Source organism: Heliobacterium mobile (assembly GCF_009720735.1).
GTDB classification, from domain to species: domain Bacteria; phylum Bacillota; class Desulfitobacteriia; order Heliobacteriales; family Heliobacteriaceae; genus Heliobacterium; species Heliobacterium mobile.
Map to the genome: position 1 here is coordinate 173,787 of NZ_WNKU01000002.1, position 15,103 is coordinate 188,889.

General features: G+C 51.4%; 17 protein-coding genes and 1 other annotated feature. All 17 genes read right to left on the minus strand.

All coding sequences use genetic code 11. From position 1 onward, the window contains the following. Positions 1-101: 101 nt before the first annotated feature. A complete protein-coding gene (locus GJ688_RS03345) occupies positions 102-1,229 on the minus strand; it encodes a BMP family ABC transporter substrate-binding protein (RefSeq protein WP_155475114.1) in 1,128 nt (375 codons plus the stop codon). Positions 1,230-1,553: 324 nt separating this feature from the next. After that, positions 1,554-2,444 carry an L-serine ammonia-lyase, iron-sulfur-dependent, subunit alpha gene (gene sdaAA / locus GJ688_RS03350; protein ID WP_155475115.1) on the minus strand — a complete coding sequence of 297 codons (891 nt, stop codon included), beginning with the start codon at positions 2,442-2,444 and terminating at the stop codon, positions 1,554-1,556. Positions 2,445-2,504: 60 nt separating this feature from the next. Continuing rightward, entirely contained in the window at positions 2,505-3,167 is a 663-nt protein-coding gene (sdaAB, locus tag GJ688_RS03355) for an L-serine ammonia-lyase, iron-sulfur-dependent subunit beta (protein WP_155475116.1), read from the minus strand. Between the two features lie 8 nt (positions 3,168-3,175). Then, entirely contained in the window at positions 3,176-3,544 is a 369-nt protein-coding gene (gene rsfS / locus GJ688_RS03360; RefSeq protein ID WP_155475117.1) for a ribosome silencing factor, read from the minus strand. Beyond that, positions 3,531-4,163, minus strand: a complete 633-nt coding sequence (gene yqeK, locus GJ688_RS03365; protein WP_155475118.1) for a bis(5'-nucleosyl)-tetraphosphatase (symmetrical) YqeK — start codon at positions 4,161-4,163, stop codon at positions 3,531-3,533. The genes rsfS and yqeK overlap by 14 nt, the downstream gene beginning before the upstream one ends. Positions 4,164-4,231: 68 nt before the next feature. Then, entirely contained in the window at positions 4,232-4,486 is a 255-nt protein-coding gene (locus GJ688_RS03370; RefSeq protein WP_155475119.1) for an RNA recognition motif domain-containing protein, read from the minus strand. A 102-nt stretch (positions 4,487-4,588) separates the two neighbouring features. Then, positions 4,589-5,374: a nicotinate-nucleotide adenylyltransferase gene (gene nadD, locus GJ688_RS03375; protein WP_328597301.1), complete on the minus strand. Its 786-nt coding sequence runs from the start codon at positions 5,372-5,374 to the stop codon at positions 4,589-4,591. Then, a complete protein-coding gene (locus tag GJ688_RS03380) occupies positions 5,355-6,611 on the minus strand; it encodes a glutamate-5-semialdehyde dehydrogenase (protein ID WP_155475120.1) in 1,257 nt (418 codons plus the stop codon). The genes nadD and GJ688_RS03380 overlap by 20 nt, the downstream gene beginning before the upstream one ends. A 47-nt stretch (positions 6,612-6,658) precedes the next feature. Beyond that, positions 6,659-7,798, minus strand: a complete 1,140-nt coding sequence (proB, locus tag GJ688_RS03385) for a glutamate 5-kinase (protein ID WP_155475121.1) — start codon at positions 7,796-7,798, stop codon at positions 6,659-6,661. 172 nt (positions 7,799-7,970) lie between these two features. After that, positions 7,971-9,302 carry a GTPase ObgE gene (obgE, locus tag GJ688_RS03390; RefSeq protein WP_155475122.1) on the minus strand — a complete coding sequence of 444 codons (1,332 nt, stop codon included), beginning with the start codon at positions 9,300-9,302 and terminating at the stop codon, positions 7,971-7,973. 30 nt (positions 9,303-9,332) lie between these two features. Then, a complete protein-coding gene (locus GJ688_RS03395) occupies positions 9,333-9,809 on the minus strand; it encodes a Spo0B domain-containing protein (RefSeq protein WP_155475123.1) in 477 nt (158 codons plus the stop codon). Positions 9,810-9,896: 87 nt separating this feature from the next. Next, positions 9,897-10,175 carry a 50S ribosomal protein L27 gene (gene rpmA, locus GJ688_RS03400; RefSeq protein WP_170291615.1) on the minus strand — a complete coding sequence of 93 codons (279 nt, stop codon included), beginning with the start codon at positions 10,173-10,175 and terminating at the stop codon, positions 9,897-9,899. Continuing rightward, a complete protein-coding gene (locus GJ688_RS03405; protein ID WP_155475124.1) occupies positions 10,169-10,516 on the minus strand; it encodes a ribosomal-processing cysteine protease Prp in 348 nt (115 codons plus the stop codon). The genes rpmA and GJ688_RS03405 overlap by 7 nt, the downstream gene beginning before the upstream one ends. Before the next feature lie 12 nt (positions 10,517-10,528). Then, the gene (gene rplU, locus GJ688_RS03410; protein ID WP_155475125.1) at positions 10,529-10,840 is read right to left on the minus strand and encodes a 50S ribosomal protein L21; all 312 of its coding nucleotides are present in this window, start codon (positions 10,838-10,840) and stop codon (positions 10,529-10,531) included. A 9-nt stretch (positions 10,841-10,849) separates the two neighbouring features. Then, positions 10,850-10,929 (minus strand) — a sequence feature (ribosomal protein L21 leader region). A gap of 222 nt (positions 10,930-11,151) precedes the next feature. After that, the gene (locus GJ688_RS03415) at positions 11,152-12,396 is read right to left on the minus strand and encodes an Rne/Rng family ribonuclease (RefSeq protein WP_155475126.1); all 1,245 of its coding nucleotides are present in this window, start codon (positions 12,394-12,396) and stop codon (positions 11,152-11,154) included. Then, positions 12,393-13,091 (minus strand): TIGR03936 family radical SAM-associated protein, encoded by a 699-nt coding sequence (locus GJ688_RS03420; RefSeq protein WP_155475127.1) that lies wholly within the window; start codon positions 13,089-13,091, stop codon positions 12,393-12,395. The genes GJ688_RS03415 and GJ688_RS03420 overlap by 4 nt, the downstream gene beginning before the upstream one ends. Beyond that, on the minus strand, positions 13,066-14,994 hold the full coding sequence (locus GJ688_RS03425; protein ID WP_155475128.1) for a TIGR03960 family B12-binding radical SAM protein: 1,929 nt from the start codon (positions 14,992-14,994) through the stop codon (positions 13,066-13,068). Before GJ688_RS03425 ends, GJ688_RS03420 begins: the two co-directional genes overlap by 26 nt. Positions 14,995-15,103 lie beyond the last annotated feature (109 nt).

The window sequence follows — 15,103 nt, forward strand, 5'->3', positions numbered from 1 at the left end:
CCTTACGGTTCAGTTTACGGGACAGAAGCCTTTTTTGAAAAAGCCTCCAGATGGGAAGACCGCCTTGCCAGAAGGAAGGCGGCCTGCGGTCACTCTAGTACTTATTGTTTGGCGCTGGGAATGGTTCCGTCTACACCTTGTACAAACCAATCAAATCCGAGCATTTCTTTGTCGGTCATCTTCTGACCTTCCTGAACTTTCACTTGTCCTTGTTGGTCTTTGATGGGACCGGTAAAGACGTCCCATTGACCTTTAAGGATAGTATCTTTTTTCTTCGCTACGAGCGCTTTGGTATCTTCGCCGACCATAGGACCAAAAGGCGCCAAGTCAATGATATTATCGCTCATCGGGCCCCAGTATTGTTCAGATTTCCAGGTCTTGTCCATGACGGCTTTCACCGTTTTTACATAGTAGGGACCCCAGTTCCAAACGGGGCTGGTTAAAACAGCTTTCGGTGCGAACTTGCTCATGTCTGTGTTGTAGCCGATGCCAAACTTGCCTCTTTCCTCGGCAGCCTGCATCGGAGCCGGTGTATCCTGGTGTTGGGCGATGACGTCGCAGTTTGCATCAAGGAGGCTCTTGGCGGCGTCTTTTTCTTTGGCCGGATCATACCAAGTATTCGTCCAGACAACTTTCACCGTGGCTTTGGGATTGACTTCTTTTACACCCAAGGTGAAGGCGTTAATACCACGGATGACTTCGGGGATAGGCATAGCGGCTACATAACCGATCAGGTTGGTCTGGGTTTGTTTGCCGGCTACGAGACCAGAAAGATAACGGGCTTGGTATTCTCTGCCGAAGTATGTACCTACGTTACTGGCAGTTTTAAAGCCGGTTGCATGGAGGAAAACGACATCGGGAAACTTCTTGGCCACTTTTTCTACATAGTCCATGTAACCAAAGCTGGTGGCAAAGATGACCTTGTTGCCTTTAGAGGCCAGTTCGGTTAATACCCGTTCAGCGTCGGCACCTTCCGGAACCGATTCGACGACCGTCGTCTCTACGTTAGGCATTTCTTTGACCAGATACTGGCGACCTTGGTCGTGAGAGTAAGACCAACCGGCGTCACCAACAGGTCCCACATAGACAAAAGCCACTTTGATTTTATCTCCGCTGCCAGCTGCCGGTGCATTACTGGCTTGTTTCCCGCCGCCGCAGCCGACAACGGCGACAGACAGGATCAGCAGAATGCTGAGGAACATAAATAAATACTTGCGCGTCAGTTTCATTCCTCTGAATTCCTCCTTAATTTTTTCCTATTTCTTTTATCACCTGAGTCGCTCAAACTTTCCTGCCTCTACGCCCACCCCCTCGGTTTGTTCTTTGTGTAACATTCAAAACGCCCTTCACCACGGAGCTAATATCCCTTCGCGGTGAAGGGCGTCCTTTGCCCTCCGAAGATCAACTTAAGAAAAAGGATCTTCCAATTACACTTGTAATTTTATTCTCAGTATTGGGGAAAAGCAATATTTTTTCGATAAATAATACCTATATTCGACAAAAAACGCCACGATGAAGTCTTGCCGTCATCGTGGCGTTAGGAGCTTGTCAGCCTATTCCTCTATATGTCCAAAGAGTTTCTTCGACCATGCCCTTCCCGTGGGTGTAGCGGCTAGCCCGCCTAAAGCAGTTTCCCGAAGGCTCTTTGGCAAGGAGCCGCCAACATTTCCCATCGCATCGATAACCTCGTCGACAGGTATGGCGCTTTTGATACCAGCTAAAGCCATCTCAGCCGCGACGATTGCCTGAGCAGCAGCGCCCGCATTTCGTTTCACACAGGGGACTTCCACGAGTCCAGCCACTGGGTCACAGACAAGGCCGAGCATGTTTTTTAAGACCATAGCCACCGCTTCCCCGACTTGAGAAGGCGTACCGGAACAAAGATCTACCGCGGCACCAGCGGCCATCGCGGCTGCAGAACCGCATTCCGCTTGACAGCCTCCAGTCGCCCCTGACAAGGAGGCCCGTGAGGCAATCACCATGCCGATGGCACCGGCCACGACAAGCCCTTTCGCCAGTTCTCGATCAGTAAGATGGTAAGATTCAGCTATGGTAAACAGCACCGAAGGCAAGACGCCGCTTGCACCTGCCGTCGGTGCTGCAACGATCCGCCCCATAGATGCATTGGCTTCTCCAACAGCCAAAGCCATGGTGATTGCTTTGGAAAGCACTGTCCCGCCGATAGCTTTTTCAGGCTTTGACTTCAGGTATTCGTCGAGTTTACTAGCGTCTCCCCCAACGAGTCCACCGACGGATCGAACACCTTGTAATCCCGTCTGAACAGCTTCGCGCATGACTGCAAGCATCGATTCCATACGTTCAAGAATCTCTTCTGCTGTCAATTCCAACGCTTCGACTTGATTTTGGATACAATAGTTTGCAAATGTGGTGTTTTTCTCTTCTGCTTGTGCGATCCAATATTGCAACGATAATTTTTCGGTCAACGCCGATCCCGCCTCTTCCAGTCTACAACCGTCCAAGTAGCTTTACAGGAAAAAGAAAAACTACATGGCTTGTATCCGTCGTACCGCTTCCACTTGTGGAAGAGAACTGATGGCTCGAATCGTTCCGTCTCCAACGGGTTGATCCGTCTCAAGGACCATAAGGGCTAAGGCCCCTTTTTGTTTGCGTGACACCCGCATTTGAGCGATGTTGATCCCTTGGGAAGATAATATTCCCGTTACCAAGGTGATCGCACCGGGACGGTCATGATGCATTACCAACAACGTGGCAAAGTCACCGGTAAATTCCAAAGGAAAGTCGTCCACGTCTGTAACCAGTACTCGGCCGCCACCGATGGAAGCACCGGTGATGACAGAAGCCCCACCTTGTCTTCCCTTCAGCCGAAATCGGACTGTATTGGGATGGGCCAATTCTCCCAGATTTTCCTTATGAAAGGTGACCGACAGTCCAGCCTCCCGAGCATGGTCGAAAGAGGAAGGAATACGGGCGTCATCGGTGGCCCAACCCAAAAGGCCGGCCACCAGAGCCAGGTCAGAACCATGGCCCTGGTAGGTTTGAGCGAAAGAGCCGTGCAGGCCGATGCTCGCTTCGAGAACAGGTTCGCCAAGGATGGACCGCGCCACATTTCCCAAGCGAACCGCCCCGGCTGTATGTGAGCTAGACGGGCCGATCATCACCGGCCCGATGACATCAAAGATGTTCATGACCGCTGCTATTGCACGAAATCGGAAAAGTTCGGTTCCACAGCCCTTGGGGCGTCTCCCCAGAGACGTTCTAAGTTATAAAAGTCTCTCGTCTCAGGCTGGAATATGTGAACCACTACAGCGCCGTAATCCATCAGTATCCAACGACCTTCCCGGTACCCTTCCGTCCTCAGCACTTGTATGCCCATATCTTTCATTTTGTCTTCGATGTTTTGGCAGATCGCTTGTAGTTGCGGCGTCGAGTTGCCGTTACAAATAACAAAGTAATCCGTTACGCTGGAGCGCCCTTGCAGATCCAGTATCATGATGTCAAAGGCTTTTTTATCCGAAGCGGCTTCGGCGATCTCTATGGCGAGATGTTTACTATTGTGTCCCAATTCGTCGATTCCCTCCTGAGTCTCTATTGATTTTTTCGTTCCATAGGAGTTGATTGCGAGCACTGATCGTCAAGGGATGAAGCATGCGCCCTTTGCGAAGGACATGGTAGATGCTCTGTTCGAGAGCGACGATCATAGCCTTGTCCAATGATTTTACAGCCGTATCCCGGATTTTTTCGACACCCGGGTAAGAACGGTTTGGCTCCATTTTGTCAGCTAAGTAGACGATTTTCTCTAAGCTTCCCATCTGGGGATGACCGACAGTGTGGCAGCCTATGGCGTTTAATACGTCGAAATCTTGAACGCCGTACTTTTCTTGGGCCACATGGACACCTACATAGGCATGAAGAAGTTCCGGCTGCTCCCATTCCCACGGTTCCAGTGCAATCTGTGCCTGTTCGCAACGTCTGCGTTGCTTCTCTGCCGGCCACTCCCGGGCGATGTCGTGAAGCAATGCCGCAGCCATCGCTTTCACCGGATCAAGGCCATGACACTTCGCCAGTTGGGAAGCCGTCTGTCCCGCGCCAACGATGTGCCCATAGCGACGGCTGCTCATCTCCCGGGCCATATCCTCCTTCACGCGTCCGATGATGGCTTCCCAATCTTCCAATAAGATCATCCTTTCCCTTCATAACAATAATAAACCCCCTATACCAAAAAGGTCTAGGAGGTGAGCATAAAAAACTCTTATTCACCCTGTCTGGGTTTGGCCTCATTGACGGTCAACTGTCTACCTTCAAACTCTGCGCCGTTCATTGATTCAATCATGCGTTCGGCGTCTTCGTCGTTGACCTCTACAAATCCGAAACCTCTGGAGCGACCGGTCTCCCTGTCTGTGATGATCCGAGAGCTGATGACCTCACCATAGGGAGAAAATAGTTCTGTTAGGTTTTCGGGCTTTGTTGCCCAAGGAAGGTTACCTACATAAAGAGTCCGTGTCAAATTTGTTCACCTCACCATAAAGCCAGATCTCTAGTGCAATTTTTGTCGCGGCTTTTGACCGCTCCTTGCGCTCGCGACTTAGTATGACCAGATGCATCAGCCTTATTCGTGAGTCCCACTACCGACATAAAGACCCCGTTCGGCAATACGATGGATCACAGGCTCTGGGAGAAGGTATTTGATGGTGCGCCCTTCTTGTAAACGCCTTCGGATGTCAGTGGAAGAAATGGCCAAAGCCGGAACTTCGATTAAATGGATCCGTTGGGAAAAATCCCTGGACATCTGCTCCACCGCATCCCTCAAGTGTTCCCGGTCATATCCGGGTCGGTAGGCGGCGATGAAGTGACATTCTTTCATCAGTTCGTCGATACGGTGCCAGGTCATGATTTCCAAGATGGCATCGGCACCGGTGATAAAATACAATTCCGCTTCTTCGCCATAGGCTGTTCGAAAGGCACGGACTGTGTCGATGGTGTAGGAGTACCCCGGGCGACAGACCTCGATATCACACATACGGAAACGCAGATTGGAGCAGGTAGCTAATTCAGTCATACCGTATCGTTCCCAGGGGTCGGTGACAGAGAAGGCTCGCTTATGAGGCGGACGTCCTGAAGGAACAAAGATGACTGTCGACAAGCTAAAAAGGTCCGACGCCGCTTCCGCCGTCACCAGGTGACCGTAGTGGACCGGATCGAATGTCCCACCCATAATGCCAATTTTTAATGGCTTTTGGGTTGAACAATATATCCTCGTTTTGGGCATTTTAATCCCAAGGGAGCTGTCCACCCATTCATAGTCCGCCGCATCTGGAGGAATGGGAATGACAACGCCATGGGGACCTATGATAAACCCTTTTTGTTCTTCGCTGTTACTGCCGGATTTGGCCATCGCCGTAGCAGACGTATTTAATCGTCGTCATTTCGTTCAGACCCATCGGTCCACGAGCATGCAGCTTCTGGGTAGAGATACCGATTTCAGCGCCCATGCCAAACTGGAATCCATCGGTGAAGCGTGTCGAGGCATTCACATAGACGGCAGCAGCGTCGACACAGCGGGTAAATTCCCGGGCTCGAAGGTAGTCATTGGTGACGATGGCTTCCGAATGACCGGTGCTGTAGCGGCGGATATGGGCGAGAGCTTCTTCAAAGCTGTCGACGACGCGGACAGCTAATATAAGGTCTAAATACTCCGTTTGATAATCTTCTTCTGTCGCTTCTTTGGCGCCTTCAATCAGCGCTAAGGTACGGGGGCAACCGCGCAGTTCCACGTTCATTTCTTGCAGCCTTTTGCCGACATGGGGTAAGAATTTGCGTGCCACATCCTGATGGACGAGCAACGTTTCCATGGCATTGCAGACACCAGGGCGGTGGGTTTTCGCATTGATGACGATGTTTTCCGCCATATCCAGATCGGCATGGGAGTCCACATAGACGTGGCAGTTGCCCACACCCGTTTCGATGACCGGTACAGTGGCATTTTTGACGACTGTTTGAATTAGGCCAGCACCACCCCGGGGAATGAGCACGTCTAGGTATTTGTTCATGGTCATCATCTGCTGGGCTACTTCACGGCTTGTATCTTCTACGAGTTGAATCGATCCTGACGGCAAACCTGCTTCTTCGGCAGCTGCAGCGATGACTTTGACGATGGCCATGTTGGAACGGATCGCTTCCGAACCGCCTCGCAACAGCACCGCGTTTCCTGTTTTCAGACAAAGTCCAGCCGCATCAACCGTCACGTTGGGCCGTGCTTCATAGATAATTCCCACGACGCCCAAGGGGACCCGGACCTGGCCGATTTCCAGTCCATTCGGCCGGCGCCATTGGCGGACTACTTCACCGATGGGATCGGGCAAGCTGACCAAGGCGTAGAGACCCTCAGCCATCTCTTCGATCCGTTTCTTGTTGAGCATCAGTCGATCAAGTAGGGCATTGGACATGCCTTTGTTACGGCCTGCCTCCACATCGAGGGCGTTTGCCGCTAAAATCTCTTCTTCCTGAGCCACAAGGGCGTAGGCCATCGCTTCCAGGGCTTTATCCTTAATCTGCGATGATATGGACGCCAGTTTATAGGCGGCGTCTTTCGCTTGTTTACCTTTGAGGGCTAATTCGGAAACGAGATTCATATGTTTTCCCCCTCTTTGCCACAGCATTGATTTCTTTTTGGTCTAGTCTACCGGGACGCCATGACAGTAAGATTATCCCTGTGAATGACCTCATCAAACCCCTTAATTCCTAAAAGAGGCTCAATATCCTGGCATTGTTTTCCCATGATACGCTGCACCTGATCTGCAGAATAGTGAGTGACCCCGCGCGCTACCTCGTATCCTTCGGGAGCGATGATACTGACCATGTCGCCGCTCTGGTAGTCGCCTTCTGTCATGACGATACCACAAGGCAGCAGGCTCTTTCCGCCCGTGATGAGCGCAGCGACCGCTCCTTGATCGATGGTGATGCGTCCGCTGCAGGCGGAGCCAAAGGCAAGCCAGCGCTTGTACCCGGGCAGCGGTTTTTCGGCAGGAATAAACAACGTTCCTACATCGTCACCAGCCATGATTTCCCGGAGCACATTCGGGCGGTTACCTGGTGCGATCACCATGGCTACACCAGAGTCTACACTGATCCGTGCCGCCTGGAGTTTCGTCGTCATCCCTCCGGTTCCCAGATTCGATCCAGCACCAGCCGCCATGGATTCAATCTCCGGAGTGATCTCTGCCACCTCGTGGATGAGGACTGCCGAGGGATCGACACGAGGATTGGCCGTGTAAAGCCCGTCGATGTCCGTCAACAATACTAATACGTCGCTATGTACGAGACTCGCCACCATAGCAGACAAGGTGTCGTTGTCTCCAAAACGAAGGCGAATCTCGTCGACAGCGACGGTGTCATTTTCATTGATGATTGGAATGACGCCCATCCGCAGAAGAGATTCCAGCGTATTGCCGGCGTTGATATACCGTTTTCGGAAGGCGAGGTCATCACGGGTGAGCAATACCTGGGCAACCACTTGACCGTATTCGGCAAACAGTTTTTCGTACATATGCATCAGGATTCCCTGACCGACGGCGGCACAAGCCTGCTTTTCAGGGACTGTTTTCGGTCGCTTCTGTAGTCCCAGTCGTCCCATCCCTGCGCCGACAGCCCCCGATGAAACAAGCAGAAGCTCATAGCCTTGATTTGCCAGATCAGCCAACTGACGGACCAGCTTTTCTATCTGCTCCAGGTTTAGTTTGCCGGTTCCATGGGTCAAGGTGCTGGTACCGACCTTGACGACGATCCGGCGCGCCTTGGGCAGATCTCGGCGAGATAACAAAAGGCGCACCTCCCAATGTTGGCGAATGAACAGAACAAGTCGTCAACATCGATTTTCCTTATAAGTTCTCGGTTCCAAAAAGCTTTCCTGCCGCAGATCACACTGACAGAATAGCCTTATCTTTATAACTATTCGAGTTTTTTTCTACTTGCCTCTTTACTGTGATTAACGTCTATTCTTCGTTATCCGCATCATCAGGATCAGGGGCATAATCTCCGCCAAACTCGACGAAATCAAACTCTAATTCTCTAATTCGAACCTGGTCACCATGTTTCGCCCCAGCATCTCGCAAGGCCTGATCGACGCCCATCCTGTCGAGGATCCGTTGCAAACGAGTCACCGATTCTTCATTTTCGAAGTTGGTCATGGCCACATGCCGCTCCACTTCTGCACCGGAGACGACAAAGGTACCCTCTTCGTCACGGTCAATATGGAAACGTTCCGCTTTCTTGCCAGTGACGCGAACGTCCATATGTTTTTCGGCAGTCACCGTTTCGAAGACAACCGGTCCCATGGCTTCTAAACCATGATAGACGTGCCACAGTAGTGGTTCCAACCCTTCAGTCGTTGCCGCTGAAACAGGGAATATCAGATATTCTTCACCGAGTTTTTCTCGAAGGCGTTCCAAATTCCCTTCTGCCCCAGGCAGATCCATCTTGTTCGCTGCCACCACCATAGGCTTTTCAGCTAAGTCTGGTTTATACAAGGCTAGTTCCTTGTTAATCCCGTCGAAGTCCTCTAAAGGATCGCGGCCTTCACTACCGGAGATATCGAGCACATGAATCAAAAAGCGGGTCCGCTCTGTGTGACGCAGAAAATCATGGCCTAGTCCGGCACCGGCGTGAGCCCCTTCGATCAGTCCTGGGATGTCGGCCATGACAAAGCTCTGACCTTCACCCAACCGGACTACACCAAGGTTCGGCTCAAGGGTCGTAAAGTGGTAGTTGGCGATCTTCGGCTTAGCCGCCGAGACAGCGGAGATGATCGTCGATTTCCCAACATTAGGAAAACCGACTAACCCTACGTCAGCTAGGACTTTCAACTCGAGTTCTAACCAACGCTCCGCACCGGGCTCACCGTTTTCAGAGATGGTTGGAGCACGGTTGACTGAACTGACAAACTTCGCGTTTCCCCGTCCACCCCGTCCACCTTTGGCCACGATCACTTTTTGATTGTGACTCGTGATATCGGCAATCAGGGCGTTCGTTTCGGCATCTTTGACAACGGTACCGATAGGGACTTTAACGGTCATGTCCTCGCCATTACGGCCATGCATATTTTTACCCATGCCATGCTCGCCGCGTTCCGCTTTGTAGTGCCGTTGATAGCGAAAATCGACCAGGGTTCGAAGTCCCTCGTCACCAATAAAGATGACGTTACCTCCGCTGCCGCCGTCACCACCGTTAGGACCGCCTTCAGGGACATATTTTTCCCGGCGAAAGGATGCTACTCCGTTACCGCCGTCGCCGCCTTTAACGAAGATTTTTGCCTGATCGTAAAACAAAAAAGCAACCTCCTAGATGATGTGCTGCGATTATTTGGGGCTGTTCTGCCAATAGGCATCCATAAGTTGAGGTTGTCCACGGAAATAAAGGACGAGGATGTCCCCATCGTCTTGACCGGGCCTCCCTGTGAGCATGCTATCGATCGCTTCCAATGCTTCCTCGGCCAGTTGGCGAGCTTGCCTGTCACCTTGCCATAAAGAAGGGTTCCACTGGGGAGATACCCGGACTTGCAGTTCCACCGATATCTGCCGAAGCTCTTGTGCTTTCAGAATCAGGCAGGCAATGACCGGCATTACCCCTAACGCCAAAATGCCCCCTGCCGCTTGAAGTCCGGAAGCCACTTCTTTCATGTATTCGACAGCTCGATCTTGACGGTTGATCTGTACATAGCCCATGATGGTTTGAATGTGGTTGACGAAGTCATGGCGCAGGTGACGCCACAAATCGATCCAAGCCTCTGTTCCCGGCGAGAAGGACCGCTCCAGTATCGCTTCTTTTGCTTCCATCGTTCTCTCCCATTGAACTAAATCAAGAACAGCCCCTGCTAATAATATTGACAAAAAACCCCCGGATTTCTCCGGGGGTGCTGTGATTTAGACTGCGTATACGCTAACCTGTTTTTTGTCCCGGCCTTTTCGTTCGAACTTGACTACACCGTTCACCATGGCGAACAAGGTGTCGTCACTGCCGATACCCACGTTATTTCCGGGATGGATTTTGGTGCCACGTTGGCGAACAAGAATATTGCCAGCAATAACTTGTTGCCCGTCGCTGCGTTTTACGCCCAGCCGTTTGGCTTCAGAGTCGCGTCCGTTACGGGAGCTGCCGACCCCTTTTTTATGGGCGAAATATTGCAGATTCATGACTAACACGGGAGACACCTCCTTTTTTCCATTTTCAAGTAACGCGGATAAGTCTCCGCGGTTTTTTCTAAACCGAGTACCATTGTTTCCAGGATAATCTGGGCTGTCCGCGCATCGTCAGTCATCAGAGGGTCCATTAGCATGCAACGCAAATTCCCTGGTCCCGGTGCATCTACTTCCAGGGCTTTATCGCCGAGAAAGTGTTCCAGCCCGTTGACAGCCGTTAGCGTCAACGCTGACACGCCCGCACAGACCACATCTTGGCCGTGGGGTGCTGCTCCTGCGTGACCTGTCGCTTCAAAACCCAAGATTCGCCCGTTGTCGTCGACATAAACTTTTACTTTTACCATGGTTCAGCCCAATTAGGCTTCGATAGCTTCCACACGGACTTGGGTAAAAGCTTGACGATGACCTTGTTTTTTGCGATAGTTCTTTTTCGACTTATACTTGAAGATGATGATCTTCTTGCCTTTGCCGTGCTCTTCGACTTTGAGCAGAACTTTTGCGCCAGCGACGGTGGGAGCACCCACTTTCAGGTCGCCTTCGGAGCCGACGGCGAAAACGCGATCGATCGTGATCACATCACCGGGGTTGGCTTCCAGCTTTTCTACGTTCAGCACATCGCCCTGTTGGACTTTGTACTGCTTGCCGCCAGTTTCAATAATTGCGTACATGATGACACCTCCTACATCTAGACTCGCCAAGTGCAAGGCGCGGCTTACGCCAACTTCATCCAGCCCGACCTGAGCGGTTGTGACCAGGGGACAGATACCTACAAATCAATATAATATCGACATAATTCACTTTTGTCAACTGTTCACTACGAGAATATCGCGCTTTAGGGCAGCAGGTAAGTAAGCGGACTCGAAGCCCGCGGCGAACTGGGTCCATACAACCCGCTCCGCTTTAGTACGAGTATCGCACTCATTTATTACACCCCGTACCCTCGGACGCAACAAGCGGTCTTGTGAAAAGGACCGGTCGCCTATGTGATCGGCGATTTCCGGTACACCCTCCCCCTCCCGTCGCAGCAACTACAAGGCTCCGTCAACATAGACGAGAGACTGTCCCGAACCTTCTTACGGGTCATCTCGACCAAGCCTAACGGCGTAATTCCCAGCACGTTCGTAGGGGCTTTATCTCTTTGCAAGCTTTCTCGCAGCACATCAAGCACCTCTTGCCGGTGGCTGTCTACTGTCATGTCGATAAAATCGATGACAATGATGCCGCCGATGCTGCGCAGTCGAAGTTGGCGGGCGATTTCCCGGGCCGCTTCTAAGTTCGTCTTGCGAACGGTATCTTCCAAGTCATGTGTACCTGTATACTTGCCTGTATTGACATCGATCACCGTGAGAGCTTCTGTCTCCTGAATGACGAGATACCCTCCCGATTTTAACCACGTTTTGGGACGCAGGGCCTTCTCGATTTCCACTTGCAAGTTGAACTCTGTCCAATAATCGCGGCCGTCTTGCAAATGGAGGCGACTGCGCAAAAGAGGGTAGTTTTCCTCTGCCCACTCCCACATTTGATTATAGGTGGTGCAATCGTTCACCCGGATTTGTTGTACCTCATCATCGATCATGTCCCGCAAGATCCGCTCTACTAGAGTCCCGCCTTGGTAGACAAGACTTCGCGATGGGCGGCGATTAATTTTCTCTTTAATTTTTTGCCACCGTTCTTGGAGACGTCTGATGTCTGCAGCTAATTCATTTTCATCGGCACCGACAGCTGTCGTCCGAATGATGATCCCCATCCCAGGGATCTGGACGCGTTCTGCCACTTCTATCAGCCGCCGTCGTTCCCGCTCATCTTCAATGCGTTTGGATACGCCTACGTGATCCACCATGGGCATCAGGACGACCCAGTGGCCTGGCAGAGTTACGTTGCGAGTAACACGGGGCCCTTTGGTTCCAATCCCCTCTTTGAGGATCTGTACGAGCACTTCCTGTCCCGGCTTGAGAATGTCTCCGATGGAGGGGTTGATCCCTTCCTCCTTCAGAACGGTTGGAATCGCTTCTTTTACGTATAAAAAAGCGTTCCGCTCAAGGCCGATATCGATAAAGGCCGCCTGCATACCGGGCAGAACATTTTCTACGTTGCCTTTATAAATGTTGCCGACGATCGAGCCTTGTTCGTTTTTTTCCCAATGTAATTCAGCCAGGTGGTCATCTTCCAAGAGAGCGATTTTCGTATAACTCTCTTCCACCTGAACGAGGACCACTTTATTCATATCACTTCTAAGGGCGTCATGAGCCGATCCCCTTTGGCTACGAACAAGCCGAGCCGTAGGATGCGGATCCGCTCTATATCGACAGGCAAGCTGCCTGTGCGCACCACGATTTCCAGAACTTCTTCGGGCCGAACGTTCCCCTCACTGCCGGTCTGCACAACCATTTCCAGAACGAGGTGGCCTTCGACAATATGACCTGACAACTGATAGATCCCGCCGCGAATATCCTTTGTAGACCGGCCTTTTTTGCCTTCCCGTTCTACCAGCCAAGCTTCCTCTGCGAGGCTTTTATCGAGAGCGGCTTTTACCATTCCATCTTCAATCTCTTTCGTCAAGGGGACCCGTACCCGGTACTGGGCCCGGTTGACAGCGGCCATCAGTGCCTGCGTTCCTTGGGGAACTTTTTTTACGGCTCGCACACCGAATCCTTCCGGCATTGCCTGTTGGAGCTTTTCTTTCACCGTTTCAGGCGCCATGTCCTCAGCCAGTTCAATATCTGCATATTCGCCGAGGGAGACGATACCGACGGCTAAAGCCGAGGCAAAGGCGATTTTGGGGTGAGGATTAAAACCCTCTGAAAAGGCCAAGGGAATCTCAGCCCGGCGCAAGGCCCGCTCAAAGGCTTTTTGGGTATCTAGATGGGAAAGCCAGCGGACTGGATCTTGTTTGCTAAATGCGATTCGAATTCGGTACATGCTTTTCACCCCGCAAATCCAGACTTACGCCTAGGGTAGGACAAACGCCGCAACCGGAACATGAATCGAGGCGGCAGTCATGGGTTAATGATTCTTCTAAGGCTTTTTTATGTTCCCGGACTAAATATTGGCGTTGCACACCGAAATCGAGATGATCCCATGGCAATGGTTCATCGTAACGGATGGTGCGGTAGGCGTAATATTCGGGATCAATATTCGCTTCGGCAAAAGCTTCCTGCCAGCGATCAAAGTGGAAGTATTCGGACCATCCGTCGAAAGTACAACCTTTTTGCCAAGCCCGGTAAAGAACATCTCCGATTCGGCGATCCCCTTTGGCCAAAACAGCCTCCATAAAACTTACCTTTGCATCGTGCCAATTGTAGTTGATGCGGCGATCTTTGAGGCGCTTTTTTAAGTAAGCTTGTTTTTCTTCAAGCTCTTCAATGCGAGCCTGCGGTTCCCATTGAAAGGGTGTTTGAGGCTTCGGCACAAAGGATGAGGTGCTGACGGTCACTTTGACACTCTTTTTGATGCCTTTTTCTCGCAGGATACCGGTACCGCGATAGACGACCCGTTCGGCCAGTTGAGCGATGCCTTCTAAGTCTTCCTCTATTTCGGTCGGCAAGCCGATCATGAAATAGAGCTTCAGGCCGGTCCAACCGTTAGCAAAGGCGCTTTCTACGGTTTCCATGAGGTTTTTCTCAGTGACTCCCTTATTGATCACATCGCGTAGGCGCTGAGTCCCTGCTTCCGGTGCAAAGGTCAACCCGGTTTTGCGCACTTTTTGCACTTCCTTGGCCAAGTTCACCGAGAAAGCGTCGACCCGAAGGGACGGCAAGGATACACCTACTTTTTGCTCCTGGTGTGTAGCGATCAACGATTGGATCAGCGGTTCCACACAAGTATAATCGGCTGTACTCAACGAGGTCAGAGCGATCTCGTCATAGCCTGTCGTCTTCACCAGTTCAGCAGCCTGTTTTTTTAATGTTTCCATCGATCGTTCTCGAACGGGCCGATAGATACTTCCGGCTTGACAAAATCGGCAGGAACGGGAACATCCCCGAAGGACTTCTAACATTACCCGATCATGGACGACATCCATGAAGGGCACAAGCGATTTTGTCGGGAAATAGGCCTTGTCCAAATCAGCGACAATCTGCTTGGAAATACGGGCAGGCACATCAGGGCGGTTTGGTTTTGTACCCCTGAAAAGTCCTTTTTCATCGTATTCAGATTGATAGAAGGCGGGCACGTAGACACCGGGGATTTGAGCTAGGGTGACGAGCAACTCTTCCCGGCCTCTCGTTCCCGATCCAGTCCGCCAACGGCCTGCTTGTTTAAATTGAGCGATGGTTTGGAGGATTCGAGGCAGTACTTCCTCCCCTTCCCCCAAAACGACCAAATCGACAAAATCTGCCAGCGGTTCTGGATTGACCGCACAAGGACCACCGGCCATGATCAATGGCGCATCATCGCTTCTGTCGATCGACTTGAGCGGAATCCCTGCCAGATCGAGCATATTCAAGATGTTCGTGTAGGACATTTCATACTGAAGCGTAAATCCCACCACATCAAAGTCTGTCAAGGGCCGGCGGCTTTCCAAGGAGAACAGCGGCAGTTCACGGGCACGCATCTCTTTCTCCATGTCTACCCAAGGTGCAAAGACCCGTTCCATGACCATCCGAGGTTGTTCGTTAATTAGATGATACAAAATGCGCAGACCTAAGTGGGACATCCCCACTTCGTAGACATCGGGAAACCCAAACGCCATCGATACATCGACGTCAGCCCAGTCTTTTTTTACTTGGTTATACTCCCCGCCGGTGTATCGCGTCGGTTTCGTCACCTTGGTGAGCAGTCCCTCTTCTAATGCCTTGTTTATCGATTCATGAGTGTGCTGCAATTTGATCCTCCGCTCAGTCTCTTTATGATCTATCGCCCCGTTGGTACGATGTTCCTTTAACTCATGAATAGATTATCCCCTTTATCTGTTAAAGACAACCCTTTTTACA

What these genes read in the sequence shown, in the direction of transcription:
- GJ688_RS03345 (WP_155475114.1), bottom strand. Translation starts at nt 1,229, where the DNA reads ATGAAACTGACGCGCAAGTATTTATTTATGTTCCTCAGCATTCTGCTG.
- sdaAB (WP_155475116.1), bottom strand. Translation starts at nt 3,167, where the DNA reads ATGAACATCTTTGATGTCATCGGGCCGGTGATGATCGGCCCGTCTAGC.
- yqeK (WP_155475118.1), bottom strand. Translation starts at nt 4,163, where the DNA reads ATGATCTTATTGGAAGATTGGGAAGCCATCATCGGACGCGTGAAGGAG.
- nadD (WP_328597301.1), bottom strand. Translation starts at nt 5,374, where the DNA reads ATGGCCAAATCCGGCAGTAACAGCGAAGAACAAAAAGGGTTTATCATA.
- GJ688_RS03380 (WP_155475120.1), bottom strand. Translation starts at nt 6,611, where the DNA reads ATGAATCTCGTTTCCGAATTAGCCCTCAAAGGTAAACAAGCGAAAGAC.
- GJ688_RS03395 (WP_155475123.1), bottom strand. Translation starts at nt 9,809, where the DNA reads ATGGAAGCAAAAGAAGCGATACTGGAGCGGTCCTTCTCGCCGGGAACA.
- GJ688_RS03405 (WP_155475124.1), bottom strand. Translation starts at nt 10,516, where the DNA reads ATGGTAAAAGTAAAAGTTTATGTCGACGACAACGGGCGAATCTTGGGT.
- rplU (WP_155475125.1), bottom strand. Translation starts at nt 10,840, where the DNA reads ATGTACGCAATTATTGAAACTGGCGGCAAGCAGTACAAAGTCCAACAG.
- GJ688_RS03415 (WP_155475126.1), bottom strand. Translation starts at nt 12,396, where the DNA reads ATGAATAAAGTGGTCCTCGTTCAGGTGGAAGAGAGTTATACGAAAATC.
- GJ688_RS03420 (WP_155475127.1), bottom strand. Translation starts at nt 13,091, where the DNA reads ATGTACCGAATTCGAATCGCATTTAGCAAACAAGATCCAGTCCGCTGG.